The organism is Aeromonas piscicola (assembly GCF_000820005.1).
Classification (GTDB): Bacteria; Pseudomonadota; Gammaproteobacteria; order Enterobacterales; family Aeromonadaceae; genus Aeromonas; species Aeromonas piscicola.
The window spans coordinates 23,531-49,149 of the sequence record NZ_CDBL01000037.1 but is presented as its reverse complement, the minus strand read 5'-3'; the positions used below and the strand labels follow the sequence as shown (position 1 = coordinate 49,149).

19 protein-coding genes are annotated in these 25,619 nt (G+C 62.2%); 13 read left to right on the top strand and 6 right to left on the bottom strand.

All coding sequences use genetic code 11. From position 1 onward, the window contains the following. Positions 1-59 precede the first annotated feature (59 nt). From BN1128_RS07975 to BN1128_RS07965, 3 genes are all read left to right on the top strand, one after another. Positions 60-1,925 carry a beta-N-acetylhexosaminidase gene (locus tag BN1128_RS07975; protein ID WP_042867459.1) on the top strand — a complete coding sequence of 622 codons (1,866 nt, stop codon included), beginning with the start codon at positions 60-62 and terminating at the stop codon, positions 1,923-1,925. Between the two features lie 213 nt (positions 1,926-2,138). After that, positions 2,139-3,692 (top strand): methyl-accepting chemotaxis protein, encoded by a 1,554-nt coding sequence (locus BN1128_RS07970; protein ID WP_042867457.1) that lies wholly within the window; start codon positions 2,139-2,141, stop codon positions 3,690-3,692. A gap of 68 nt (positions 3,693-3,760) precedes the next feature. Then, on the top strand, positions 3,761-4,117 hold the full coding sequence (locus BN1128_RS07965) for an MGMT family protein (RefSeq protein ID WP_042867455.1): 357 nt from the start codon (positions 3,761-3,763) through the stop codon (positions 4,115-4,117). 73 nt (positions 4,118-4,190) lie between these two features. Here BN1128_RS07965 and BN1128_RS25855 read toward each other — a convergent pair whose 3' ends face one another. Continuing rightward, positions 4,191-4,358, bottom strand: a complete 168-nt coding sequence (locus BN1128_RS25855) for a hypothetical protein (RefSeq protein ID WP_005312189.1) — start codon at positions 4,356-4,358, stop codon at positions 4,191-4,193. A 114-nt stretch (positions 4,359-4,472) separates the two neighbouring features. Next, entirely contained in the window at positions 4,473-7,094 is a 2,622-nt protein-coding gene (gene topA / locus BN1128_RS07960; protein ID WP_042867454.1) for a type I DNA topoisomerase, read from the bottom strand. Between the two features lie 361 nt (positions 7,095-7,455). On the opposite strand from topA, the gene astB reads away from it, so the two are divergent. Beyond that, positions 7,456-8,793: an N-succinylarginine dihydrolase gene (gene astB, locus BN1128_RS07955; protein ID WP_042867453.1), complete on the top strand. Its 1,338-nt coding sequence runs from the start codon at positions 7,456-7,458 to the stop codon at positions 8,791-8,793. 64 nt (positions 8,794-8,857) lie between these two features. Here the strand turns inward: astB and sohB are convergent, their stop codons facing one another. Further along, positions 8,858-9,865, bottom strand: a complete 1,008-nt coding sequence (gene sohB, locus BN1128_RS07950) for a protease SohB (protein ID WP_042867452.1) — start codon at positions 9,863-9,865, stop codon at positions 8,858-8,860. A 223-nt stretch (positions 9,866-10,088) separates the two neighbouring features. Here sohB and BN1128_RS07945 point away from each other — a divergent pair, with 223 nt between their 5' ends. Then, positions 10,089-10,844, top strand: coding sequence for a YciK family oxidoreductase (locus BN1128_RS07945; protein ID WP_042867450.1), 756 nt, complete (start codon positions 10,089-10,091; stop codon positions 10,842-10,844). A 109-nt stretch (positions 10,845-10,953) separates the two neighbouring features. Then, positions 10,954-11,838 carry a LysR family transcriptional regulator gene (locus BN1128_RS07940; RefSeq protein WP_042867449.1) on the top strand — a complete coding sequence of 295 codons (885 nt, stop codon included), beginning with the start codon at positions 10,954-10,956 and terminating at the stop codon, positions 11,836-11,838. Between the two features lie 55 nt (positions 11,839-11,893). Here the strand turns inward: BN1128_RS07940 and BN1128_RS07935 are convergent, their stop codons facing one another. Then, positions 11,894-13,066, bottom strand: coding sequence for an MFS transporter (locus tag BN1128_RS07935; RefSeq protein ID WP_042867448.1), 1,173 nt, complete (start codon positions 13,064-13,066; stop codon positions 11,894-11,896). 161 nt (positions 13,067-13,227) lie between these two features. Between BN1128_RS07935 and BN1128_RS07930 the strand changes: the two genes are divergently transcribed. Both BN1128_RS07930 and BN1128_RS07925 read left to right on the top strand, forming a co-directional pair. After that, positions 13,228-14,367, top strand: coding sequence for a MalY/PatB family protein (locus tag BN1128_RS07930; RefSeq protein WP_042867447.1), 1,140 nt, complete (start codon positions 13,228-13,230; stop codon positions 14,365-14,367). A gap of 183 nt (positions 14,368-14,550) precedes the next feature. After that, the gene (locus tag BN1128_RS07925; RefSeq protein ID WP_244464572.1) at positions 14,551-15,912 is read left to right on the top strand and encodes a TAXI family TRAP transporter solute-binding subunit; all 1,362 of its coding nucleotides are present in this window, start codon (positions 14,551-14,553) and stop codon (positions 15,910-15,912) included. Between the two features lie 230 nt (positions 15,913-16,142). Here the strand turns inward: BN1128_RS07925 and BN1128_RS07920 are convergent, their stop codons facing one another. Beyond that, positions 16,143-17,063, bottom strand: coding sequence for a LysR family transcriptional regulator (locus tag BN1128_RS07920; protein WP_042867444.1), 921 nt, complete (start codon positions 17,061-17,063; stop codon positions 16,143-16,145). 182 nt (positions 17,064-17,245) lie between these two features. Here BN1128_RS07920 and BN1128_RS07915 point away from each other — a divergent pair, with 182 nt between their 5' ends. The 4 genes from BN1128_RS07915 to ygjK all read left to right on the top strand — a co-directional run bounded on the left by BN1128_RS07915 (position 17,246) and on the right by ygjK (position 22,788). Beyond that, positions 17,246-18,502 (top strand): adenylosuccinate synthetase, encoded by a 1,257-nt coding sequence (locus BN1128_RS07915; RefSeq protein WP_042867442.1) that lies wholly within the window; start codon positions 17,246-17,248, stop codon positions 18,500-18,502. Between the two features lie 269 nt (positions 18,503-18,771). Further along, entirely contained in the window at positions 18,772-19,308 is a 537-nt protein-coding gene (locus BN1128_RS07910) for a YbhB/YbcL family Raf kinase inhibitor-like protein (protein WP_042867441.1), read from the top strand. Between the two features lie 11 nt (positions 19,309-19,319). After that, entirely contained in the window at positions 19,320-20,123 is an 804-nt protein-coding gene (locus BN1128_RS07905; RefSeq protein ID WP_042867440.1) for a helix-turn-helix transcriptional regulator, read from the top strand. 184 nt (positions 20,124-20,307) lie between these two features. Next, complete coding sequence (gene ygjK / locus BN1128_RS07900) at positions 20,308-22,788, top strand: alpha-glucosidase (protein WP_042867439.1); 2,481 nt, start codon at positions 20,308-20,310, stop codon at positions 22,786-22,788. 92 nt (positions 22,789-22,880) lie between these two features. On the opposite strand, the gene tyrS is transcribed toward ygjK, so the two are convergent. Next, positions 22,881-24,080, bottom strand: a complete 1,200-nt coding sequence (tyrS, locus tag BN1128_RS07895; RefSeq protein ID WP_042867438.1) for a tyrosine--tRNA ligase — start codon at positions 24,078-24,080, stop codon at positions 22,881-22,883. Positions 24,081-24,291: 211 nt separating this feature from the next. On the opposite strand from tyrS, the gene BN1128_RS07890 reads away from it, so the two are divergent. Beyond that, the gene (locus BN1128_RS07890; RefSeq protein WP_042867437.1) at positions 24,292-25,605 is read left to right on the top strand and encodes a peptidoglycan DD-metalloendopeptidase family protein; all 1,314 of its coding nucleotides are present in this window, start codon (positions 24,292-24,294) and stop codon (positions 25,603-25,605) included. The last annotated feature ends 14 nt before the right edge of the window (positions 25,606-25,619 follow it).

Below are 25,619 nucleotides of genomic sequence, written 5' to 3'. Positions count from 1 at the left end.
CAGTACCACAAGGAGATGATCGCCTTGTTTGTTCCCTTAACTCCATCAGAGGAATTTTCATGTCTGCACCCCTGATCCACACCCAGGTTGACCGACGCGATGGCGAGGATGTCTGGTTCCGATTCAGCCTGAGCCAGTTGCCGGCAGCCCCCTGGAAACTTCACTTCTGCCTGGCACGCCACATAGATCCCGCCTCCCTCGAGGGGGCAAGGCTTGAGCGCCAGAGCGGCAGCTACAAGGTGCTGATCCCGGCCGAGGGGCAAAGCGAGCTGCGTTTTTGCTGTCGCAACACCCCCATCAAGCGATTGTCTGACATGCCGCAGGGCTTCTTCCTGAGCCTGCCCGAGGCAAGCACGGGCCCCCAGCTGATGCCGGTCACCTTGGTGGAACAAGAGCTGGGCCTGCCGCCAAGCGGGCCCGGCGCCCCGGATCTGCCAGAGGTCGAACCCCTCGCCGGCATAGTGCCCCAACCGGAGCAGCTGGTGCTGCTGGAGGGCAACTTCCGGCTGGCGGAGCGGGCTCATGTCAGCGGGCCCGGGTCGCTGACCGGCCTGCTGGCCCATTTCAACGAGCTGACAGGGCTGGCGCTGGAACAGGATCATGATGCCGAGATCCGGCTGATCGAGGCTCCCCTGGCTGCCGAGGCCTATCGCCTTACCATCACGCCGGAGGGGGTGACCATAGCCGCGGCTGGCGAGGCTGGCTGGCGCCACGGCCTGACAAGCCTGGCCCAGTGGGCCCTGCAGCACGGGGAGAGCCTGCCCTGTATCGAGCTGATCGATGCCCCCCGCTTCGGTTTTCGCGGCATCTTCCTCGACTGCGCCCGCCACTTTCACCCCGTCGCTAGCCTCAAGCGCCTGCTCAAGCTGATGAGCCTCTACAAGTTCAACCGCTTCCACTGGCATCTGACCGATGACGAGGGGTGGCGGCTCGAGATCAAGGCTTTCCCGCAGCTGACAGAGATCGCCGCCTGGCGCGGCCACGATCTGCCTGTGGGGCCCCAGCTCAGTGGCGGCGCCGAGCCCTATGGCGGCTACTACACCCAAAGCGAGGTACGCGAGCTGGTGGCCTATGCCAGCGGGCTCGGCATTACCGTCATTCCCGAGATCGATATCCCGGGCCACTGCCACGCCGCCATCAAGGCGCTGCCCGGGCTACTGGTCGAGGACGCTGATCGCTCCCGCTATCTGTCGGTGCAATATTTCGACGACAACGTGCTCAACCCGGCCCTGCCCGGCACCTATCAGTTTCTGGAGGCGGTAATTGACGAGGTGTGCGAGCTGTTCCCAGGCCCCTTGGTACACATGGGGGGGGACGAGGTACCGACCGGCGTATGGACCGACAGCCCGGCCTGCCAGCAGTTGATGCAACGGCAGGGATATCAGGATTGCCGCGAGCTGCAGGGCCACCTGCTGCGCCACTGCCAACAGTATCTGGCCAGCAAGGGCAAGCAGATGCTGGGTTGGGAGGAGATATTACACGGCGACAAGGTAAGCCGGGATGCCACCATCTTCGCCTGGACCAGTTTCCAGGCAGGGCTGGATGCGGCTACGGCGGGCTATCCCGTGGTGATGGCACCGGCCCAGCACCTCTATCTGGATCTGGCCTGGAGCCAGGATCCTCGCGAACCCGGCCTCTACTGGGCGGGCACCCTCAATCTGGAGCAGGTCTATCGATGTGATCCTGCCCCGGCCGATTTCCATGCCAACGATAACATCCTGGGGGTGCTGAGCCCCTTATGGTCGGAACTGGTGACCTCTCGTGACCGTCTCGACTATATGTTGTTCCCGCGCATGCTGGCCACCGCCGAGGTGGCCTGGAGCGACACCACCCGCAAGACGTGGGATCACTTCGCCGCCCGCCTGCCTGGCCAGCTGCAGATCCTCGACCAGCTACAGGTGCGTTATCGGGTGCCACAGAGGTAGTGTTATCTTTCTGTCTGGCGACCTTTGGGTCGCCTTTTTTTACCATCCACCAACAAAAAACCAACTTTCCCCTACCATTCATCCGCCATTGTTGGCAAAATTCAGCCCCCTATGAAGCCGACTCGGCGCGCCCTGGCAATCACCTGCAACCACGCCCGGATCTGCCACAATAACAACGACAAAACTATCAACAGAACATCGGAGCGTATTCCTATGGCTCGCAGAGACGTCCATACCCTGGACAGCGAAGTGGAGTTTCCTGCCGACGAACAACTGGTTTCCACCACCGACCTGCGCGGGGTGATCACCTACGCCAATCCCGCCTTCTGTCGCATTGCCGGCTACCCCGTTGAAGAGCTGGTCGGTCACAACCACAACCTGGTGCGCCACCCCGACATGCCCAAGGCCGCCTTTGCCGATCTGTGGGCCCGCCTCAAAGAGGGCAAGCCCTGGCGCGGCATGGTGAAGAACCGCTGCAAGGATGGCCGTTACTACTGGGTCGACGCCTATGTGACCCCCATCTACGAGGGGGGCAGGGTCAGCGGTTACCAGTCGGTGCGCTGCAAACCGGAACCCCAGCTCAAACGCGTCGCCAGCCAGACCTATCAGGCCCTGCTCAAGGCAGAGCGCGGCTCGGCCAGCAGCCTTCCCTCCCTCAGCCGCATGCGCCTGCCGGTGCTGTGCCTGCTGTTGCTCGGCCTGCTTGGCTGGGCCTTGCTCAACCAGGGCGCCATGACGGCCCTGCTGATGCTGCTGCCCCTGCTGCTCATCGGTGGCGCTTACTGGCGTGAGCTCTTTGCACTACCGCTCTATCTGCAGCAACTCGGTCGCGAATACGACAGCCTGACCCGGCTGGTTTATTCGGGTGACGGCCCGGGCGCCATCGCCGATTTTCACATCAAGATGCTGCAGGCCCGCATCCGTACCGTGCTGGGCCGGATCAACGATGCGACCCATCCCCTGCAGACCCTGGCCACCAACCTGAAACAGGCATCCCATCAGGCTTGTCTCGACATCAACGAGCAGGATGCCCAGACCCAGCAGATGGCTGCCGCCATGACCCAGATGGCCAGCACGGCTCATGAGATTGCCCACAACATCCAGGACTCCAATGGTCAGGTCAACGAGGCACGCAGCCGCTGCGAGCACACCAACAAACAGCTGAGCCAGACCGAACAGCGCATCGAGCAGCTCGCCAAACAGGCTGAACTGGCGTTCAACTCTGCGGTAGAACTTGCCAGCGAGTCGGAGCGGATCGGCAGTGTGATGGGCGAGATCCAGGGCATAGCCGATCAGACCAACCTGCTGGCCCTCAACGCCGCCATCGAGGCGGCGCGGGCCGGTGAGCAGGGCCGCGGCTTTGCGGTGGTGGCCGACGAGGTGCGTACCCTGTCGACCCGCACCCACAAGGCGACCGAGCAGATCCAGGGCAGCATACAGCAGATCCAGCACACACTGGGACGCTGGAAGGGGATGATGCAGGAGAACCTGCAACAGACCCGCGAGTGCGCCGAGATGACCCGCCAGGGCGCCAGCAGCCTGCACTCGGTGCTGGAAGAGATAGAGCTGGTCACGGAACACTCCACCCAGATCGCCGCCGCCGCCGAGCAGCAACAGGCGGTGGTGGAGGAGATCAGCCGCAGCATCAACCAGATTTCTCAGTACTCCCAGGCCAATAGCCAGAAGATGCAGGAAGTCGACGACTCGAGTCAAGAGCTGCTGGAGCGCGCCAAACAGCTCAAGGGGCTCAGTCAGACCTTTGGTTGAAGCGGTTGCCACCCCCATGACAGAAGCGCCACAATGGCGCTTCTGTCGTTTCTGGAGAGTCATGATCCATGAGAATGGAGCCAGCCCCTGCCACCCTGAACAAGGTCGCCCGCATCGAAGCGATCCTCGCCCTGATCCCGGCCGGCAAGGTGGTCAGCTATGGTCAGGTGGCGGATCTGGCTGGGCTGCCCGGTCGAGCCCGGCTGGTGGGCAAGGTGCTGCGGGAAACGGACAAGGTGCTGCCCTGGCATCGCGTGCTGGGCGCAGGCGGCACTATTTCACTGCCAAAAGGGTCGACAGGCTTTATGGAACAGACGGGGCGATTGCAGCAGGAGGGGGTGCCTGTGGTAGGCGGAAAGGTAAAGATGCGGGAGTGGCAATGGCAGCCCGACCTCGCCGAGCTGCTATTCCTCATTCCCTTTTAAATCAGGGGGTCACGGCTTCTCATGACGTTTTATTGAGCCAAAGAGCGGCCATGGCCTCTTGCCCCCTGGTACATCACAGCGTGAGAGGAGCCAGGATCTCGTCGCTGCGCACCTGCACAGGGATGGTTTCATACTCCCGTTGCAGCAACACCAGCAGACTCTGCCTGTCCACCTCCAGCACATAGGCAGTCCCTTCCCGGGTCAGACAAGTCATTCCCGGCCGGATCTCGTTAATCTCCATCACAACCTCCGTGTACAGCGCTGCCATCCTTGCAGCCGTTTCAGTATACCGTCATCTCCCAACAAAAAGGCCCCAGCAAGGGGCCTCTTTCATCATACTGTGCACTGCGCGCCATCAGGCCTTCTTCGACTTGGCCAGGCTCTCCTGCCACTTGCCGTTGTCGTAGTGCGCCGTCCAGCCCGTTGCCTTGCCGTTGACCTCCGTCATCACGTACTGCTCCTTGGTCTTGCGACTGAAGCGAACGATGGAGGCGTTACCGTCAGGATCTGACGCCGGGGCGTCAGCCAGGTACTGATGCTTGGGCGACAGGCGATCCTTGAAGCGCTTGAGCTCTTCCACTAGGGGTGCACGAGTCTCGCGGGATTTCGGGAAGTTGCTGGCGGCCAGGAACAGGCCGGCCGCTCCGTCACGCAGCACGAAGTGTGCATCGGACTGGGTGCACTTGAGCTCGGGCAGCGGTACAGGATCTTCCTTCGGCGGCGCTATGTCGCCGTTTTTCAGGATCTTGCGGGTGTTCTTGCAAGTCTCGTTGGTACAGCCCATGTACTTGCCGAAACGGCCGTTCTTGAGCTGCATCTCGCTACCGCAGCGATCGCACTCTATGCTGGGGCCTTCATAACCCTTGAGCTTGAACTGACCCTTCTCGATCTCGTAACCGTCGCAATCCGGGTTGCGACCACAGACGTGCAGCTTGCGGCTGTCGTCGATGATGTAGGCGTCCATGGCGGTGCCGCAGACGCCGCAGCGGTGCTTGGCGCGCAGCGCCTCGGTTTCGGCCTCGTCACCGTCGGTGGCGGAGACAAATTCGTCGGCGGAGACCAGGTTGATGGTCTTCTTGCAGCGCTCTTTGGGCGGCAAGGCGTAACCTGAGCAACCGAGGAAAACGCCGGTGGTGGCGGTACGAATGCCCATCTTGCGGCCGCAATCCGGGCAGTCGATGTCGGTCAACACCATCTGGTTGGCACGCATGCCCCCCTCTTCCGCATCCCGATCCGCTTTTGCCAGCTCCTGGGTAAATTCTTCGTAGAAGGCGTCCAGCACCTTCTTCCACTCCAGGCTGCCTTCGGCGATGCCATCGAGCTTGTCTTCCATCTTGGCGGTGAACTCGTAGTTCATCAGCTCGACGAAGTTCTCCACCAGGCGGTCGGTGACGATTTCACCCATCTTCTCAGCGAAGAAACGGCGGCTCTCGACCCGCACATAACCGCGATCCACGATAGTGGAAATGATGGAGGCGTAGGTGGAAGGACGGCCTATACCGCGCTTTTCCAGCTCGCGAACCAGCGCCGCTTCGGTGAAGCGCGCAGGCGGCTTGGTGAAGTGCTGGCGCGGATCCAGCTTGATCAGTTTGAGCACCTCGCCCACTGTCACCGCCGGCAGCTGGCTGTCTTCGCCCTTGCGCCCCATGGGCGGCAGCGCCTTGGTCCAACCGGCGAAGCGCAGGGTACGACCACGGGCCTTGAGCTCAAACTCACCGGCCTTGACGGTCAGGGTGGAGGAGTCGTACTGGGCCGGGGTCATCTGGCAGGCCACGAACTGGCGCCAGATGAGGTCATAAAGCCGCATCGCATCCGGCTCCATGCCTTCCAGCATCTCGGCAGTCACCAGCACGCTGGAGGGACGGATCGCCTCGTGAGCCTCCTGGGCACCGGCCTTGGAACCATAGAGGTTCGGCTCGGCTGGCAGATAGGCGGCGCCATACTGCTCGCCGATATATTCCCGCAGCGCCTCGACCGCCTCTTTGCTGAGGTTGGTGGAGTCGGTACGCATGTAGGTGATGTAACCCGCTTCATACAGACGCTGGGCCATCATCATGGTCTTCTTCACCCCGAAGCTCAGACGAGTCGACGCCGCCTGCTGCAGGGTGGAAGTAATGAAGGGGGCGGACGGCTTGGAGCCGGTCGGCTTGTCTTCCCGGTTCACCACCTTGTAGTCAACCCCTGCCAGGGCGGCTACGGCTGCGAAAGTCTCGCCCTGAGTGACCGGCTTGAAATCGGCGCCGTTGCGGCTGACCACTTCCATGCGCAAATCGGCCTTGTCACCGGTCAGCAGATCGGCGTTGAGATCCCAGAACTCCACCGGTACGAACGCCTTGATCTCGCGCTCTTTATCGACGATGAGACGCACCGCAACGGACTGCACCCGGCCGGCGGAGAGGCCGCGAGCCAGCTTTTTCCATAGCAGGGGGGAGACCATGTAACCCACTACCCGGTCGAGGAAACGACGGGCCTGCTGAGCGTTGACACGGTGGATGTTCAGCTCGGATGGCTGGGCAAACGCCTCCTGAATCGCGGTCTTGGTGATCTCGTTGAACACCACCCGCTTGTAGCGGCTGTCGTCACCACCGATGATCTCGCGCAAGTGCCAGGCGATCGCCTCTCCCTCTCTATCCAAGTCGGTTGCGAGATAGATGGTGTCAGCCTTGGCGGCCAGACTTTGCAACTCACTGACCACTTTCTCTTTGCCGGGCAAAATCTGGTAGTTGGCCTGCCAGCCTGCGGTCGGATTGATCCCCATCCGTGAGAACAGGGCATTGCGATCCTTGGCAGCCTTCTCTGATTCGCTCAGCTTGATGCCGCGAATGACAGGTTTTTTGGGCTCGTTGCTGGCGCTGCCACTGGTGGGCAGATCGCGAACATGACCGACGCTGGATTTCACCACGTAGTCCTTGCCCAAATATTTGTTGATGGTCTTGGCCTTGGCCGGAGACTCCACTATGACCAGTGATTTGCCCATGCTGTAACTATTATCCTCATTGCACCCGACGGGGTTGGTGTGCGGTTTTGTGGGGCTGTATAAGAGATTTGACGCGAAAAAGCAATCTTGTGAGCAAATTAGCTCACCCGCCCGACCCAGCTGACCTCTTTATTTATTAATGCGAAGCCGAGCCGCGGGAAGCAACCGCTTTTTTATTTTTATGCTATATCCACCCCCTTTTTATATTTGAAACGACATAACCAACCGCTCTTGTAACATAACAAACCACTTTGGTTATCAGCTTGTTACAAAAGACAAAATCTCCTTATAATGGCTGCATCCCGCAGCTTTGTGCGCGGAAGGAACCGCTACCCATATAAAAATCGAAAGGATGTCCGCAATGAAGCACTTCGAGGTCAACTTCGACGGCCTGGTCGGCCCGACCCACAACTATGCCGGCTTGTCCTATGGCAACGTCGCCTCCCAGAGTAACGCCAAGGAGGCGTCCAATCCGAAGGAGGCGGCCAAGCAGGGGCTGCGCAAGATGAAGGCGCTGACCGAGCTTGGCATGACCCAGGGGGTGCTGGCACCGCAGGAGCGGCCGGATCTGGCCACTCTGCGCCGCCTCGGCTTCACCGGCAATGATGCAAGCGTGCTGGCCCAGGCCGCGAAACAGGCACCCGCCGTGCTGGCCGCCTGTTATTCGGCCTCCAGCATGTGGACTGCCAACGCCGCCACCGTCTCCCCGAGTGCCGATACCCAGGATGGCCGCATTCACTTCACCCCCGCCAACCTGACCAACAAGTTCCACCGCTCCCTCGAACCCGAGGTGACGGGCCGCATACTGCGCGCCGTGTTCAACAACGACCGCCACTTCTATCACCACCAGCACCTGCCGGAGAACGACCACTTCGGTGACGAGGGCGCCGCCAACCATACCCGACTGTGTCGTGCCTACGGCGAGTCCGGGGTCGAGCTGTTCGTCTATGGCCGTAGCGCGTTTGATGTCTCCCAGCCAGCCCCCAAGCGCTACCCGGCCCGCCAGACGCTGGAGGCGAGCCAGGCCATCGCCCGGCTGCACGGGTTGAGTGAAGAGAGTGCCGTCTTCATCCAGCAGAATCCGGACGTGATCGATCAAGGGGTGTTTCACAACGACGTGATAGCGGTAGGCAACCAGAACGTGCTCTTCTTCCACCAGCAGGCGTTTCTCAATACCGAGTCGGCGCTGGTCGAGGTGCGCACCAAGTTCGGCGAAGGCGAGCTGCACTTCATCGAGGTACCGACTGCCGAGGTGTCGGTGCAGGATGCGGTGAAATCCTATCTGTTCAACACCCAGATCCTGACCCTGCCGTCCGGCGAGATGGCGATCATCGCCCCCACAGAGTGTCGTGACAACCCGGCCGTATCGGCCTACCTCGGCCAACTCCTCGCCAAGGGCACCCCCATCAAGCAGGTGCACTACATGGACGTGAAGCAGAGCATGCGCAACGGCGGTGGCCCCGCCTGTCTGCGGCTGCGGGTCGCCATGAACGATCAGGAGCTGGCGGCGGTCAATCCGGCCTGCCTCATCAACGACAGCCAGTTTGCCCGCCTCGATAACTGGGTGGATCGCCATTACCGCGACAGCCTGGCGCTGGACGATCTGCGCGACCCGGCGCTGGTGCAGGAGTCCCGCACCGCCCTGGACGAACTGACCCAGATCCTCAAACTCGGCTCCGTCTACCCGTTCCAGCGCTGAGTCGCTGGATAGAAAAAGCCGGGCAAATGCCCGGCTTTTTCATGCCCGTGGTGCAAGCGAGGCCTCAGCGCCAGGGACTCTGCTGCCACAGCTGGCCGAAGCTCGACTCCAGCGCCAGGGCCGCCTGCTGGCCCAGCTTCTGAGTCAGGCTCTTTGGCTTGCGATAGCTGATGCCGACCACCTTGTGATGGCTGGCCTGGGCCAGCAGGTAGTCGTCGCTGGTGCAGAGGGTGTCCACCAGCCCCAGTCCCTTGGCCTGACTCGCCAGCCAGTGCTCCCCCGTGGTGACACTGTCTATGTCGAGGTTGGGTCTGTGCTCGGCCACAAACGCCTTGAACCGCTCGTGGATGGCGCCCAGCTCCTCGCGAAACTTCTCCCGCCCCAGATCGTCGTTCTCACCGAACATGGTGATGGTGCGCTTGTACTGGCCTGCGGTGTGCATCTCGAATTCGATGTCGTGCTTTTTCAAGAGCTTGTTGAAGTTCGGCAACTGGGCTATCACCCCGATGGAGCCGACGATGGCAAAGGGCGCAGCCAGGATCTGATCCGCCACGCAGGCCATCATGTAACCGCCGCTCGCCGCCACCTTGTCGATGGCCACCGTGAGCTTGATGCCCTTGTCACGCAGTCGCTGCAGCTGGGAAGCAGCCAGCCCATAGCCATGCACCACACCGCCGCCGGACTCAAGGCGCAGCAACACTTCGTCACCGGACTGGGCAACGCCTATCACGGCGCTCACCTCTTCCCGCAGGGAAGCCACCTCTTTGGCGTCCATGCTGCCGTTGAAATCGAGCACAAACAGCCGGCTGCGCTCGTCTTCGGTCTTGGCTCGGGCCTTGTGTTCAGCCTTGCGCGCCTTCTCCAGCTGCTTGCGCTCGGTCTTGCCGGCCAGCGCCGCCTGCAACTGGTAACGCCCTGCTTCCAGCTCGCTGGAGAGATCTGTCACCACCAGCTCACCCTTGCGGGATTTCGGCTGACGGCTGCTGATCACCATCAGGATGACGGCAGCTATGGCCAGCAGTAAGGTGAGGGTCTTGGCCAGGAACAGCCCATATTCGGTCAAAAATGCCACTTGATGCTCCGCTCAGTGTTCGAGTTTTTCACATTCTAGGGAGTTTGCAGGGCTCGCGCAAAAACTCTGCGACAGCGGCTCAAAAAACACACTATTCAATCACAACCCCTCTATTTTCTTCACATTTTTGCCGTCTCATACTGGTCAAATGCCGTGCGGGGTCAGTACACTTACCCCTCTATTGCCGCGCGCATCTGCCACGAATTTGTTAACAGGAGTTGTCATGCTCGATTATCAGGCACCCCGGGATCTGCTCAAGGACAAGGTCATTCTGGTCACAGGTGCCGGTGACGGCATAGGCCGCGAAGCGGCGATCACCTATGCCGCCCACGGCGCGACCGTGATCCTGCTCGGCCGCACCAGTGCCAAACTCGAGGCTGTTTATGACCAGATTGAGGCCGCCGGTTATCCCCTTCCCGCCATAGTGCCGGTGGACCTGAAAGGGGCAACCGCCGCCCACTACCGCGGCATGGCCGAGACCTTCGCCCAGCAGTTTGGCCGCCTCGACGGCGTGCTGTTCAACGCCGGCCTGCTCGGCACCCTTTCTCCCTTCGAACATATTCAGGAGAAAGAGTGGGACGAGGTGATGCAGGTCAACGTGAAATCCGAATTCCTGCTGACCCAGGCGCTGCTGCCGCTGATCCGCCAGACCGCCAGGGAGCACGGTGAGTCCTCCATCGTCTACACCTCCTCCAGCGTGGGGCGCAAGGGCCGCGCCTACTGGGGCACCTACGCCATCTCCAAGTTCGCCATCGAAGGCATGATGGAAGTGCTGGCCGACGAACTGGAAAACACGGCTGTGCGAGTCAACACCCTCAACCCGGGCGGTACCCGCACCAAGATGCGCGCCAGCGCCTTCCCGGCGGAAGATCCCCAGCAGCTCAAGACGCCAGCCGACCTGATGCCGCTCTATCTCTACCTGATGGGACAGGACAGCCGTGGCAAAACCGGTCAGACCTTTGTGGCCCAGCCCAAATAAATCAACAAAATAACCGGAACCCTGCACCGCATGGGGTTAAATTCAATAGGGTGTCGTCGGCACCCTGTCGAAGGCCTTTATCAGATCCGATCCCTTATCAGGTTGAGATATGTTTCGTCCCAAGAGCACGTTTGAGCAATGGCGGATCTTTCAGGCCGTGGTGGACTGCGGCGGTTATGCCCAGGCCGCCGAGGCACTGAACAAGAGCCAATCCTCTCTCAATCATGCGGTGGCCAAGCTGCAGCAGAGTCTGGGAGTCCCCCTGCTGGAAGTGAGGGGGCGCAAGGCGGTATTGACGCCAGCCGGGGAGATCTTCCTCAAGCGGGCGCGTCAGCTCAGCCAGCAGGTGGAAGAGCTGGAAAACCTGGCCAACAACCTGGAACGGCAGTGGGAACCGCAGATCAATCTCTATGTTTCCGTGCTGCAACCACGGGAGCGACTCTATCGGGCGCTGGCCCACTTCTATCCCCGCAGCCGGGGCTGCCGCGTCAATCTGCACGAACGCATTCACTGCCACTTCAACGCCTTGCAAGTTGGGGATCTCATGCTCTCCGAGCACCTGCCCCAGGATCGCACCGGCCTGCCGCTGGACGAAGTGTGCCTGCTGCCGCTCTGTTCGGCCGAACATCCCCTCGCCGCCCTGACGGGGGCCGTTTCAACCGACGAGCTTGCCAGCCACAACCAGATAAGCCTGCATCCCCCCATTCACCGCTCGGTGGACTGGAACGATGCGGATGATACCGGCTGGAAGGCGACCCACTATCACGAAGTGATCGCCATGCTCAAACTCGGCCTCGGCTATGCCTGGCTGCCCCGCCATCTGGTGCAGGAGGAGCTGGCCAGCGGCGTCCTGGTGCCGCTGGATCTGGCAAGTGGCAACGAACGCCATCTCTACACCTATCTGCTGACCCCGTCAGCGGATTCGCTGGGGCCGGCCACCGAGCTGCTGCTGCGCTGCCTGCGCAACGAATATCAGAACGACAACGACAAATAAGCACAAGCCGTCAGGCTGCCTGCGTCACCCATAGCCAACCGGTCACAGACCCGCCTCACACATTGGGCACCCGCCAGCAGGCGCCCAGTGCCGCCAGCGCCAGCGCAGTCGCCACCATGAAGACCCCGTGAAAACTCCAGATCTCGGCCACAGTCCCCGCGATGGCTCCCGCCATGATGGAGCCGGTGCGTATGCTGTTGGCAAACAGGGTAGTCGCCACTCCGGCGCGCCCCGGCATCAGATCCTGGAAGTAGGACATGCCGATCCCGGCGACTATGCCGATGAAGATGGCGTTGAGCAGTTGCAGCGCGATGAGCGCAGACTGGCTCGACAGGGTGACCAGCCCCACGTAGAAACCGACCCCTGCCAGCACGGCCACCAGCATCATGGGACGCTTGCCGAAGCGCTGGGTGTAGTAGCCCGCCAGCAGCATGAAGGGGATCTCGAGGGCTGCCGCCGTGCCCATCAGCACACCGGCCAGCTTCTCCTCCAGCCCCAGCTCGCGGGTGATGTAGAGCGGCATGTTGATGAGGTACATGCTGTTGCAGGTCCACATCAGGGTGGAGGCGATGAACAGCGCCCGCACCGAGGGATCCTTCCAGCTGCTGACCCGCTCAACCTCGCTGTTTGGCGTGGGCAGCGGCAGGGAGGGCAGCCAGCGCCACACCACGAAGGCACAGATGAGGTAGGCCAGAGCGGAGGCGAGATACATCACCTCGAAGCCATAGCCGATGGCCAGCGCGAAGGCGATGGGAGGGCCAATCACCCAGGCCAGGGAGAACTGGGCCCGCAGCACGGAGCTGAACATGTCCGCCCGCTTGTTGCGGCTGTCGGCATATTCCCGCGCCAAGGCAAACAACTGGGGACTGGCGGTGGCGGCCAGACTCGCCAGCACCACCCCCAGGCTCACCAGCAGCCAGTAGTTGCGATTCCAGGCGAACAACAGGGAGAGCACCACCCCAGCGAAACAGCAGCGCAGGATCAGTCGCTTGCGATCTCCCTTGCTGTCGGAGCGATGGCCGAGCCACTGGCTGATGAGGATGCCGATCACGGCGTTGACCGTGTAAAACAGTCCGACCAGCAAGGGGCGCACCTGCACCTCTTCGGCCAGAAACAGGCTCAAGGTAGGCACCTGGAGCGCCACCGCCACCCCGGTCATAAAGGTCACGGCCAAAAAAGAGAGGGAGACGGGATCCGACCTCTTCAGCGCGGCGGTCAACAAGCTCATAGGATTACCACTGATTGGGGGGAAGAAAACTGGCCAAAATTCGGCAAGTGCATGAAATGGCGTCGCTTATTTTATGTCATTATCAAGAGTCACCTCAAGGCTTGCGACCCCGCGCCCGACCCCGTACATTGAAAGCCCACTGCCCAGCATAAGGATTTCACATGTTTGATTTTGACCGGGAAATAGATCGTCGCGACACCATGAGTCTGAAATGGGACAAGTACAAGGGACAGGACGTGCTGCCCATGTGGGTAGCCGACACCGACTTTGTCTCGCCGCCCGCCGTCATCGAGGCCCTCACCCAGCGGGTCGCCCACGGCATCTTCGGTTACTCGCGCCCCTCTGCCCGGCTGATCGAACTGATCATGGCGCGTCTGGCCAGCCGCTACGGCTGGACCATACAGCCGGAGTGGCTCATCTTCCTGCCCGGCGTGGTACCCGGCCTCAATCTGGCGTGCAAGGCCTGGAGCCAGCACGGCCGCGGCATCATCACCCCCAAGCCGGTCTACTACCCCTTCCTGCAGGCACCCGGGTTCAACGATCGCCCCCTGCTCACAGTGCCCATGGTGGAAGAGGCCGGTCGCTGGGTGCTGGATCTGGAAGAACTTGAGCGTCAGGCCCCGGCGGCGGATCTGCTGCTGCTGTGCAACCCGCACAACCCGGGCGGTACCGTGTTCACCCGCGCCGAGCTGGAAGCCATAGATGCCATCGCCGAGCGCCACAATCTGGTTGTCTGCTCGGACGAGATCCATTGCGACCTGCTGCTGGACAAAAATGCCCGCCACATACCCTATGGCGCCATCAGCCCGGCAGCGGCCGAGCGCTGCGCCGTCATGATGGCACCGAGTAAGACCTTCAATATCGCGGGTCTGTGCTGCGCCTTCGCCGTGGTGCCAAACGCCCGCCTGCGCCTCAAACTGCAACAGGCGATGCGCGGCATCAGCGCCGACGTCAACCTGCTTGGCTTTGTGGCGGCCGAGGCGGCCTATGAGGGAGGCGACCCCTGGCTCAGCGAACAGCTCGACTACCTGGCCGCCAACCTGACGCTGATCGAGCAGGCGGTCGCCCGCTGGCCCGGCGTCAAGCTGGCGCGCCATCAGGCCACCTACCTCGCCTGGATCGACGTCAGTGTGCTCGGTCTCGAGGATCCCATCGCCTTCTTCGAGCAGGCAGGGGTGGGACTCTCCCCCGGCGCCCAGTTCGGCGATGGCCAGTTCGTGCGGCTCAACTTCGGTTGCACCCGGGCACGGCTGACCGAGGCGCTGGCCCGGATGGAGAAAGCGATCCAGACTCGCATCTGATGGCAATAGGGTATATTTTTGCGGCTGAATGTCAGCTGCACCAGCCACCGCCATAAGCGATGAGAGCGGATTTGAATGGCACATGCCATGCCAACCCGCCTCTGCGCCAGATAGCGGCAGGCCGTGATGTCAGACGGGATGGGCTTGGCCCATCCTTTTTATCAGCCATTGATCCGGTTCATTATGTTGCCAAGCGCCCTGCACCACCTGTCGACCCTGTCTCGTACCGCCCTGCCCTGGCTGGCGGCAGCCCTGGTGCTGCCCCTGCACGCCGCCACGCCGGCCTATCTCACCATAGGCACGGGGGCGCTCAACGGCGTCTACTATCCGGCGGGAGGGGCCATCTGCCGCCTGCTGAACGAAGATAACGCCAACCACGGGCTGCACTGCACCGTGCAGAGCACCTCGGGCTCCCTCGCCAACCTGAAGGAGCTGGGCCAGGGGAAAATCCAGCTGGCGCTGGTGCAGTCGGATGTGGTGCACCACGCCGCCCACGGCACAGGCCCCTTCGTGGGCCAGCCGCCCAACGACCGGCTTCGCAGCCTGTTTCGACTCCATCAGGAGTCGCTGACCCTGATCGCCGGCGCCAACAGCAACATCAACACCCTGGCCGACATCGAAGGCAAACGGGTCGATCTGGGCAATCCGGGTTCGGGAGAGCGCGTCACCAGCCAGGCCCTGCTCGATGCCATGGGCTGGCAGGAGAGCAGCTTCGCGCCCGTTATTCCCTCCTCCATCAACAACCGGCTGGAGGGGCTCTGCGATGGCACGCTGGACGCCGCCTTCATGGTGGCGGGCCACCCCAATCAGGGCATAGGGGATCTGACCGGTCGCTGCAAGGCACGCATCATCCCCATCGAGGGGGAGCAGATCGATCGCCTGCTCAAGAACCACCCTTATTACCAGCGCGGCCGTATCGGCGCCAACCTCTACCCGGGCCAGCCTAGCGGCATCAACACCTTCGCCGTCACCGCCGAACTGGTTGCGCTGGACAGCCTGCCAGACACCCAGGTGCGCACAGTGCGCGACGTGCTGACCGCACGGCTCAAGCAGTTCACCCGTCTGCATCCGGCGCTGACTACCCTCACCCTAGACTCCATGCTGGCGGAGGCTGAGGTGCCGCGCCACCGGGGCATGGAGGATGCCGTCCTGCCGCCGCCATCACTGCACCCCGAATCCCTGACCCCTCAGGAGTCAGAGGGCTCGGCGGCGACGGCAAGCCCGGCAGCCCAGTCGGCGGCGCAGGCCACCGGGGATGGCGCAGCAGCACAGGCAGCAACCTCGGGTGCAATGACAAACCAGCCGGTGGCACCCGTCTCGGCCGCCCAGACCACGCAAGCTGTGACTGTGGACGCCCCCTCGGCCGCATTGGCCACGCAAGCCGTGACGGCGGAGCCACCTTCTGCCGCTGCAGCCACACAAGCCGCCTCGGTCGCACTCGGCTCGGCGCCAGCCGATACGCAAGGGGCTGCGCCCAGTGCCGCCAGTGGCAGCCTGAACCAGCCCCTGCCGGTCACCCCTTCGGCAAGCGTGCCCGCCCAGTAATCCCACGTACCGCCAACGAAAGAGGCCACCTGTCAGGGTGGCCTCTTCTTTTGCATTGCAGCTGTTGCCTTGCACCTTTTACCTTGTTCTGTAGCAACTCATGCGCACACGGGCCGCAAAACGGTGGCCGATCGCTATCTCCCCTCCCGGCCCAGTCAAACCCGGTCAGGCGCCCGCCGTGAAAGCGGGCGCACAAGGGGCATCCCGTCTGCTTGTCCCGCCGGACCTGGTCAACCTTCTGCCCTGGGCGCCGCTTGATGGCGGGCGTCGGGCTGCAATATCTCCTCCTCCACCCAGTGCAGCAGCTGTTTGATGGCCCGCGACAACACCTGATTCTGGCGCACCACATACCCCAGGCTGGTGCCGGGGAAGTCGGTCAGACGGGTCACGGGAGCGGTGAGCTTGAGGCGCGGGTGGAGCGAGAAGTCCGGCACTATGGCCACCCCGAAGCCCGCCTCGGCCCAGTCGAGCTGGGCATCCACGCTGCCCACCTCCATGATGCGGCAGCTCGGCAGCCCGAGCAGGGGCAGCGAGGGGTCGATCAGGGCGCGGGTGCGGGTGTCGTGGCCGAGCAGGATCAAGGTCGGCTCATCGAGGGGATCGCTCTCACCCACCTTGGCCCTCGCCTGCCAGCGGGCCAAGCCGTGTCCCAGTGCGCACCAGGTCACCTGCTGCAACTCGGTGTAGAACAGCGGTTCGCTGCGCTTTTGCGCCATCACGAAGCCAAGATCCGCCTTGCCAGTCTTGACCAGCTCGGCCGCCTGATCCGAGGTGGTGTTGAACAGGGTGAGATCGATGCCAGGAAAGGCCTGCTTGAAACGCTGGAACGGCTGGATCAGCAACAGGCGGGAGATGATGTCGCTGGCAGCGATGGCCAGCGTCCCTTGGCTCAGCTGGTTGAGGGCATTGAGATCGGACTGGCACAGCAGCAGCTCGTTGATGGCGCGCTCGGCGCTTTGCAGCAGTCGCTCACCGGCCTGGGTCAGCCGAAACGGACTGCGATCAATCAGCTTGACCCGGGTGGCCTGCTCCAGATTCTTGAGATGCAGGCTGACGTTGGGCTGGGTCATGTGCAATTCGGTGGCGGTCTGGCCGAAGTGCTGCAGGCGGGCCAGGGTAACGAAGGTGTGCAGCCAGTGAATGTCCAGCATCGGGATCCTCTTGTTTTTCCACATCTCGCCCATGACGCGGGCCAGCGCGGCAACACGGGGCGTCTTGCCGGTAAATTCGCCACAATTATATGGTTTCCTTATCGGAATTATAAAGATAATTAATTTTTCTAATCCGCCCCAGCCTCCTAGGATGGACGCCTAACGTCTTAGGAGAAAGAGTCATGTCGTCTATCGTAGTCGTAGGTGCTAACTGGGGTGATGAAGGCAAAGGCCGCATCGTCGATTATCTGGCAGGTCAATCCGCCGCCAGCATCCGTTTTCAGGGCGGCAACAACGCCGGCCACACCGTCGTCAACGACCTGGGCACCTTCAAGCTGCACCAGTTGCCGAGCGGCGTATTCAACCCGGAGTGCCTGGTTGTCCTCGGCCCTGGCATGGTCATCAGCCCGGAGCCATTGACCCGCGAGCTGGCTGAAGTGAAAGCCGCCGGCGTGACCCCGAAACTGGCCATCTCTGATCGCGCCACCTTCTGCCTGCCGATCCATGCGCTGGAAGATACCCTGGAAGAAGTCCGTCTGGGTGATGGCGCCTATGGCTCCACCCGTCAGGGCATAGCCCCGGCTTACGGTGATCGGGTCATGAAAAAAGCGATCCTGGTCGGCTGGCTGAAACAGCCGGACGTGCTGGTCGAGCGCATCCAGTTCTTCCTCGACTGGAAACTGCCGCAGCTCAAAGCCCTCTACCCGAGCTTCGAGTTCAGCCAGACCGCCCAGGAAATGGCCGACTGGCTGCTGGAAGTGTCCGCCCCCTGGATCGACGCCGTCTGCAACGTCAGCGAGCCGCTCAAGGCCATCCAGGCCCAGAACGGCACCCTGCTGTTCGAAGCCCAGCTGGGCGCCGGCCGTGACCTTATCTACGGCGAGTATCCCTGGGTGACCTCTTCCCACGTTTCCGGCGCCTACGCCGGTATCGGTGGCGGCCTGCCGGCTCTGCGCCCCGAGCGCGTGATTGCTGTGGCCAAGGCGTTCAGTACCTCTGTTGGTACCGGCACCCTGATCACCGCCATGGAGAACCAGGAAGAGTTCCGCAAGTTCGCCAACGAGTTCGGTGCCACCACTGGCCGCCCCCGTGACATCGGCTACTTCGACGCCGTTGCCACCAAGCAAGGTCTGGAGATCCAGGCCGCCAACGAGATCGCCCTGACCAAGCTGGACTGCCTCTCCGGCATGCCGGATCTGAAGATCTGCGTGGCCTACGAAGGCGCCAACACCGAGAACCCGATCTGGCCGCAGACCGCCGGTCTGAAGCCGGTGTACGAATCCATGGAAGCCTGGAGCGAAGACATTTCCCACATCCGCAAGTTCGAAGACTTGCCCAAGGCTGCCCAGCACTATGTGCTGCGCATCGAAGCCCTGCTGGGTGTGCCGGTGCCCATGGTCTCCGTCGGCCCGGGCCGCGAGCAGATGATACTGCGCTAAGCCGCCTCGCTGCTGCCAGCAAGATGTCAAAACCGGCCTCATGGAGGCCGGTTTTTTTATGGCCGCCACACCACGAGCTGGCCCCCTCCCTTTCCGTCTCACCTCACCGTCCCACTCTTTCCCGCCCAGATGCAGTTCAGCTCACAATCAATCATCAACAACCCAATATTGAGCCTTTGGGTTGCACCCGAATCGCCCCGCTTCGCTAGACTGATCCCGTCATCAGGATCCTCTCGGCGGGATCCCGTCATCCATAAAGGAGCACCACCATGAAATTACCCCTGCGTTTCACCCTGCTCTCCCTGCTATGCGTGGCGGCCCTGCCCGCCTCTGCCATGAGCTTGAAGAGCACGGACATTCAGGAAGGCCAGCTGATGGACAAGGCGTTCAGCTTTAACGGCTTCGGCTGCAAGGGGGAGAACCGCTCGCCCCAGCTGAGCTGGCAGGATCTGCCGGCCGGCACCAAGAGCGTCGCCATCACCGCCTATGATCCCGACGCCCCCACTGGCAGCGGCTGGTGGCACTGGCTGGTGGTGAACCTGCCGGCCAACCAGAGTTCACTTGCCAGCAACGTCTCCGGCAAACTCAAACAGGGCCTTGAGCTCGGAACCGACTTCGGCAGCCAGGGCTACGGCGGCCCCTGCCCGCCCGCCGGGCACGGCATGCACCGCTACCAGTTCACCGCCTGGGCTTTGCCCCAGGATCTCGAGGTCAAGGCAGATACCCCGCCCGCCATGGTAGGCTACATGCTCAATGCCATGGCGCTGGGCAAGGCCACCCTGACCGCCACCTTCGTCACCCCCTAGGAGCCCGCCAGATGAGCACCCCCTTGCTGCAACTGCATCACTATCTCGGGATCCGCGAGCAGCCGCTGCACAGGGTGCTCATCTATGCGCCGACCATCATCTGGGTACAGCAGGGCAACAAGCAGCTGTGGTGGCAGGATAGACGCCTGTCGTTTGACAAGGGGAGCTGGCTGCTGATCCCGGCAGGCCACCAGCTCACCTTCGTCAACCAACCCGAACAGGGCAAGTTCAGCTCCCATGCCCTGACCCTGCTGGCCCCGCCTCCCGCCGAGTGGCTGACTGACGCCCCGACCACCCGGCTCAGAGAGCCGCGCCTTGAAGTAAGCCCGGCACTGGCGTTCTGCTTCGAGCTGATCTGCTCCATGGCCAGCCGCACGCTGAGCCAGGCCACCCAGACCCAGCTGCTGCACGGCTTCTACGCCGAGCTGCACGCCGCCAATGCCCTCGACCTGCTGTTTCCCGCCAGCACAATGACGCTCGGGGAGCGGTTGGCCCGCTACCTCGGGGTGGAGCCAGGCGCCGACCACAAGCTCGAGACCATAGCCCCCCACTTCGCCATGAGCCGCGCCTCCCTGGTGCGCAAACTGGCCGCCGAGGGGCGCAGCTTTCGCCAGTTGCTGGCCCAGGTGCGCATGAGCCACGCCCTCACCCTGCTGCAACAGGCCCTCACTCCGCTGGAGGTGGCCCTCGCCTGCGGTTACGACTCCCCCAGCCGTTTTGCCTCCCGTTTCAAGCAGGAGTTCGGTCTGACCCCGCACCAATATCTGCGTACCTGCCCCTCAATGGACACTCAACGCCAAGTAAATAGTTACTAAAACACCCTGCAATGTAACCTCGTGTAACCTAGTGATCCGGCTCACATCTCCTCGCTCAACAGTGTGACGAAGCGCTAATATGGCCTGCGTCATTCCCCTACAATGTCTCTTGCAAACGATTTCACTAAAATAAACGCTAAAAAAGCACCATCCTTAACCTACAAAATCGTAATTGGAGCGAGACATGTTTCGTAAAAGTTTACTTTCCATCACCCTGAGCGTCGCCCTGTTTGGCCTCACCGCCTGCAACGGCAATGACTCCAGCGCCCCGACTCCGCCCAGTGCGACCCTGGCGAGCCAGTACCAGAACGTGATCGATCGCAGCGGCACCCCGCTCCAGTTCCGAGATTTTGACAGCTACTCCAACCTCAAATACAACCCGCTGCTCGATCTGGGGGCCTGGCACGGCTTCCTGCTGCCCGCCAGCGACAGCGAGTGGGGCGGCTTCACCGGCCCCATGGTGATTGCCGAGGAGTACAGTCTCTTCTTTGCAAGCGAGCAGGACCGGCTCAGCCTGAGCGACGAGAGCGGCCGCGCTTTCCCGCTCACCAGCGCCAGCAAACACGAGATCTACGCCATCCCGGGGGCGCTCATTCAGCGCTTCGAGTTCGAACCCTTCACCCTGGAGCTGGAGCTGCGTTACGGCGATGCCCGCACCGCCCTTGTTCGCACGCGATTGAGCAATCACACAGATGCGCCGCTCACCCTGACCCTCAACTGGCAGGGGGAGCTGCTCCAGCAGTGGGATGCCAACAAGACGGTCGCCGAGCAGTATCCTGACTGGACCCGCACCATCAGCCAGAGCGAACGGGGCATCGAGTTCCAGTTCGGCAAGCTGCGCAGCACCTGGAACATAATGCAGAGCGGCAGCGCCAGCTATCGCATCGACCGCACCCTGCCGACCCGCACCACCCTGGATGAGAAGGGGCTCGGCTATGTGAGCGAGGCCAGCCTCACCCTTGCCGCCAAGGGGAGCCAGGATATCTACACCCTGCAGAGCTACGTTCACAGCAGCGATGACGCAAGCCGCTTCCAGCAGAGTCGCCAGGCGCTCTTGGCCGACCCTGCCAGCCATTTCGACGACTCCATCCGCCGCTGGGAAGGCTATCTAGAGCGCGGCCTCTCCAATCAGGGGATCCCCGAGTCCGAACGGCGCATCGCGGTCAAGGCGATGGAGACCCTCAACGGCAACTGGCGCTCACCGGCCGGCGCCATACTGCACGACGGGGTCACCCCCTCCAACACGGCCCGCTGGTTTGACGGGGTCTGGGCCTGGGACAGCTGGAAGCACGCCTACGCCATGGCCCACTTCAATCCTGATGTGGCCAAGAACAACGTGCGCGCCATGTATGACTACCAGATCCAGGCCGATGACACGGTGCGCCCGCAAGACGCCGGCATGGTGATCGACGCCGTCTTCTACAACAAGCTGGCCGATCGCGGCGGCGATGGCGGCAACTGGAACGAGCGCGACACCAAGCCGCCGCTCTCCGCCTGGGCCATCTGGGAGATCTACAACGCCACCAAAGACAAGGCCTTCATCGCCGAGATGTATCCGAAGATCCAGGCCTATCACGACTGGTGGTACAGGGCGCGGGACAACAATCGCAACGGCATCATCGAATACGGCGCCACCCGCCACGTCGAACACAACGACGAATTCGGCAACATCACCTTCAAGGTGCAGTACAGCGGCGCCGTACCGGGCGGGATCGATCTCACTGGCTGCACCAACGAGGGGGACGGCTGGTACGCCTGCGCCGGCATGGCGCTCTATCAGCAGGTGCTGAGCGTCGGCGGCTACGCCGAGATGGACATAGGCGCCCAGCACGGCGCCGGCTGGGAGTCCGGCATGGACAACGCCGCCCGCTTCGGCTTCATCGAGCCGGATCAGCTCAAGCGCTACGCCGACAAGACTTATGGCGGTGACATTGCCAAGGCCCGCCAGGACTGGAACGTCGCCTTCTTCGAGAACCACGAGGACGACGGCAGCCTCATCGGTTTTTCCATTGATCAGGAGTCGGTGGAGCTGAACGCCTTCCTCGCCAAGGAGAAGCGTATCCTGGCGGACATGGCCGCGCTGCTCGGCAAGCCGGACGAGGCGAACCGCTACCGCGAGGGCGCAACCCAGCTCGCCGGCTACATCAACAGCTGTCTGTTCGATGAGGCCTCCGGCTTCTATTACGATCGCCAGATAGCCCAAGGCGACGTGGCGGACGCCAACGGCTGCGTCGGCAAGCTGCTGACCGCCCGTGGCCGTGGCCCGGAAGGCTGGAGCCCACTCTGGGCCGAGGTGGCCGACAAGGAGAAGGCCGCGCGGGTGCGCGAGGTGATGCTCAACGCTCAGGAGTTCAACACCAAGGTGCCGCTCGGCACGGCGGCGCTGACCAACCCTGCCTACGACCCCGACATCTACTGGCGCGGCCGGGTCTGGCTGGATCAGTTCTACTTCGGGGTGAAGGGCTTGGAGAACTACGGCTATCGCAGCGATGCCCAGATGCTGGTCAACAAGCTGTTTGCCAACGCCGAGGGGTTGGCGGGCACTGGCCCCATCCGCGAAAACTACAACCCGGAGACAGGCGCCATGCAGGGGGCAAGCAACTTCAGCTGGAGCTCGGCCCACCTTTACATGCTCTATCGCAACTTCCTTAAAACAGAAGGCTGATCCCCGCAGCCCTTGGGAGTGACGCAACAAAAAGGCCTCCGCAAGGGAGGCCTTATCTTATGGCAGCGCCGGGCTGATATGCCAGTCACGGCTTACTTGACGGTCACCCGGGCAAACTTGCGCTTGCCGACCTGATAGACGGCGGTACCGGCACCTATGAGTGCCTTGCCATCGTCCAGCTTGTCGCCGTCAACCTTGACCGCGCCCTGCTTGATCATGCGCAGCGCCTCTGAGGTGGTGGCCACCAGATCGGCGTCTTTGAGCAGGTTGGCGATCGGCAGACCTTCGCCTTCCAGTGCCAGCTCGACTTCCGGCATCTCGTCCGGAATGGCGTTCTTGGAGAAGCGCTGGGTGAAATCTTCGTGGGCCGCTTCCGCTGCCGCTTCGTCGTGATAGCGGGTGATGATCTCTTTCGCCAGCCAGATCTTAACATCGCGCGGGTTCAGGGTGTTCGCGGCGATGCCGGCTTTGAACTCTTCAATCTCGGCCAAGGGACGAGAGGAGAGCAGCTCGTAGTAGTTCCACATCAGGTCATCTGTGATGGACATGATCTTGCCGAACATCTCGCCCGGGGCGTCGTGCACACCTATGTAGTTGGCAGCGGACTTGGACATCTTCTTGACGCCGTCCAGACCGACCAAGAGCGGCATCATCAGCACGCACTGGGCGGCCATGCCGGCATCTTTTTGCAGCTCGCGGCCCATCAGCAGGTTGAACTTCTGATCGGTACCGCCGAGCTCGACATCCGCCTTCAGCGCAACCGAGTCATAGCCTTGCAGCAGCGGATAGAGGAATTCGTGAATCGCGATGGATTGGCCGCCGGTGTAGCGCTTCTTGAAGTCGTCGCGCTCCATCATGCGGGCCACTGTCTGCTTGGCCGCCAGCTTGATCATGCCGGTCGCGCCCAGCTCGCCCAGCCAGCTGGAGTTGTACTCGATGCGGGTCTTGGCGGGATCGAGGATCTTGAACGCCTGCTCGGCATAGGTGAGAGCGTTGTGCTTGATGGCCTCTTCGGAGAGCGGCGGACGGGTGCTGTTCTTGCCGGAGGGATCACCCACCATGGCAGTGAAGTCACCGATCAGCAGGATGATCTCGTGGCCCAGATCCTGGAAGGTCTTCAGCTTGTTGAGGATCACGGTATGACCCAGGTGAATGTCGGGAGCCGTCGGATCCATCCCCAACTTGATGCGCAGCGGGCGCCCTTCCTTCAACTTGGCGACAAGTTCTTCTTCCACCAGAATTTCTTCCGCTCCGCGCTTGATCTCGGCTAGCGCCACCTCGAGCTGGGACATTTTTTGACTCTCCAATCACGATTCCACAGGGCCAAACATATTACTGGAATGGCGGGCCAATTGGAAAGGCTGTAAAATCCGTCCATTCTGCCCGACTTAGTCAGCTTCATATGACCATTTGCAACATTCTCCCATTGTGGCTGGCATGGCAGGTCAATTAGAAAGGCTGTAAACTCCGACTCTCTTTTCTGCCCAACTTCGTCAGCTTCGCATGGTTATTTGGAACGCCTTCAACTCTCTTCCCACCTGGCACCGCAAGATGGTGCTGATCCTGAGCATCATGGTGATGATGCTGGCGGCCTGGCCAAGCGAACAGGCGGTCGCCACTCGGGTCGATGACAACGGCAATGAGCTTGCCGCCGAGCCGCAAGCCGACGAGGACGAGCTGCTGGCCCAGGCCGAGCAGCCTGTCACTCCGCCCAAGCCCAGCTACATCACCAAGCAGGTGAAGGTACGCAGCGGCGACAACATGGGGGTCATCTTCCAGCGGCTGGGGCTCAGCACCACGGATCTGCACCTGATCGATCAGCTCGAGGGCACGGATACCCTGCGCCTGCTCAAACCTGGCCAGGAGCTCACCTTCAAGCTCACCAAAAATGGCGATCTGCACAGCCTCTATTACCCCCACAGCCTGGAACAGGCGCTGAAAGTGAGCCGCAAGGCCGACAGCTTCGTGGCCAAACCGGTCAAGCTGGAACTCGATACCCGCGAGCAGGTGGCCAAGGGCGAGATCCGTTCCAGCTTCTGGGGCGCCGCCGCCGAGGCGGGCATGACGGAGGATCAAATCATGGGTCTCGCCGCCATCTTCGGCTGGGACATCGACTTTGCCCAGGACCTGCAACCCGGGGACAGCTTTCGGGTGGTCTATCAGGAAAAGTATCAGGATGACGAGCGAGTGGCCTCCGGCGACATCCTGGCCGCCGAGTTCGTCAACCAGGGCGCCACCTATCGCGCCGTGCTGAACGAGGATGGCAACTACTACACACCGGAAGGCAAGGCGATGCGCAAGAGCTTCCTGCGCGCGCCGGTCAACTTCAAATACATCAGCTCCAACTTCAATCCGCGCCGCCTGCACCCGGTCACCGGCAAGGTCCGCGCCCACAACGGCATCGACTATGTGGCACCTGTGGGCACCCCCATCATGGCGGCGGGCTCCGGCAGCGTGGTGGCGGCCGGTTACAACCAGTTCAACGGCAACTACGTCTTCATCAAGCACGCCGGCAACTATGTGACCAAGTACCTGCACCTCTCCAAACGCACCGTCAACAAGGGGCAGCGGGTGAAGCAGGGCCAGACCATCGGCAATCTGGGCGGCACCGGGCGCGTCACGGGCCCCCACCTGCACTATGAATTCGTGGTGGGCGGCGTACACAAGAACCCGCGCACCCTCAACCTGCCCCAGGCCGAGACGCTCACCGGGCGGGCGCTGGCCAACTTCAAGGCGCAGGCCATGCCCCAGCTGGCCAAGCTGGACAGCCCGGAGCTGCAGCTGGCCCAGAATAAACGGGACAATCGCGGTGGCTAAGTGGCCGCCAAGGA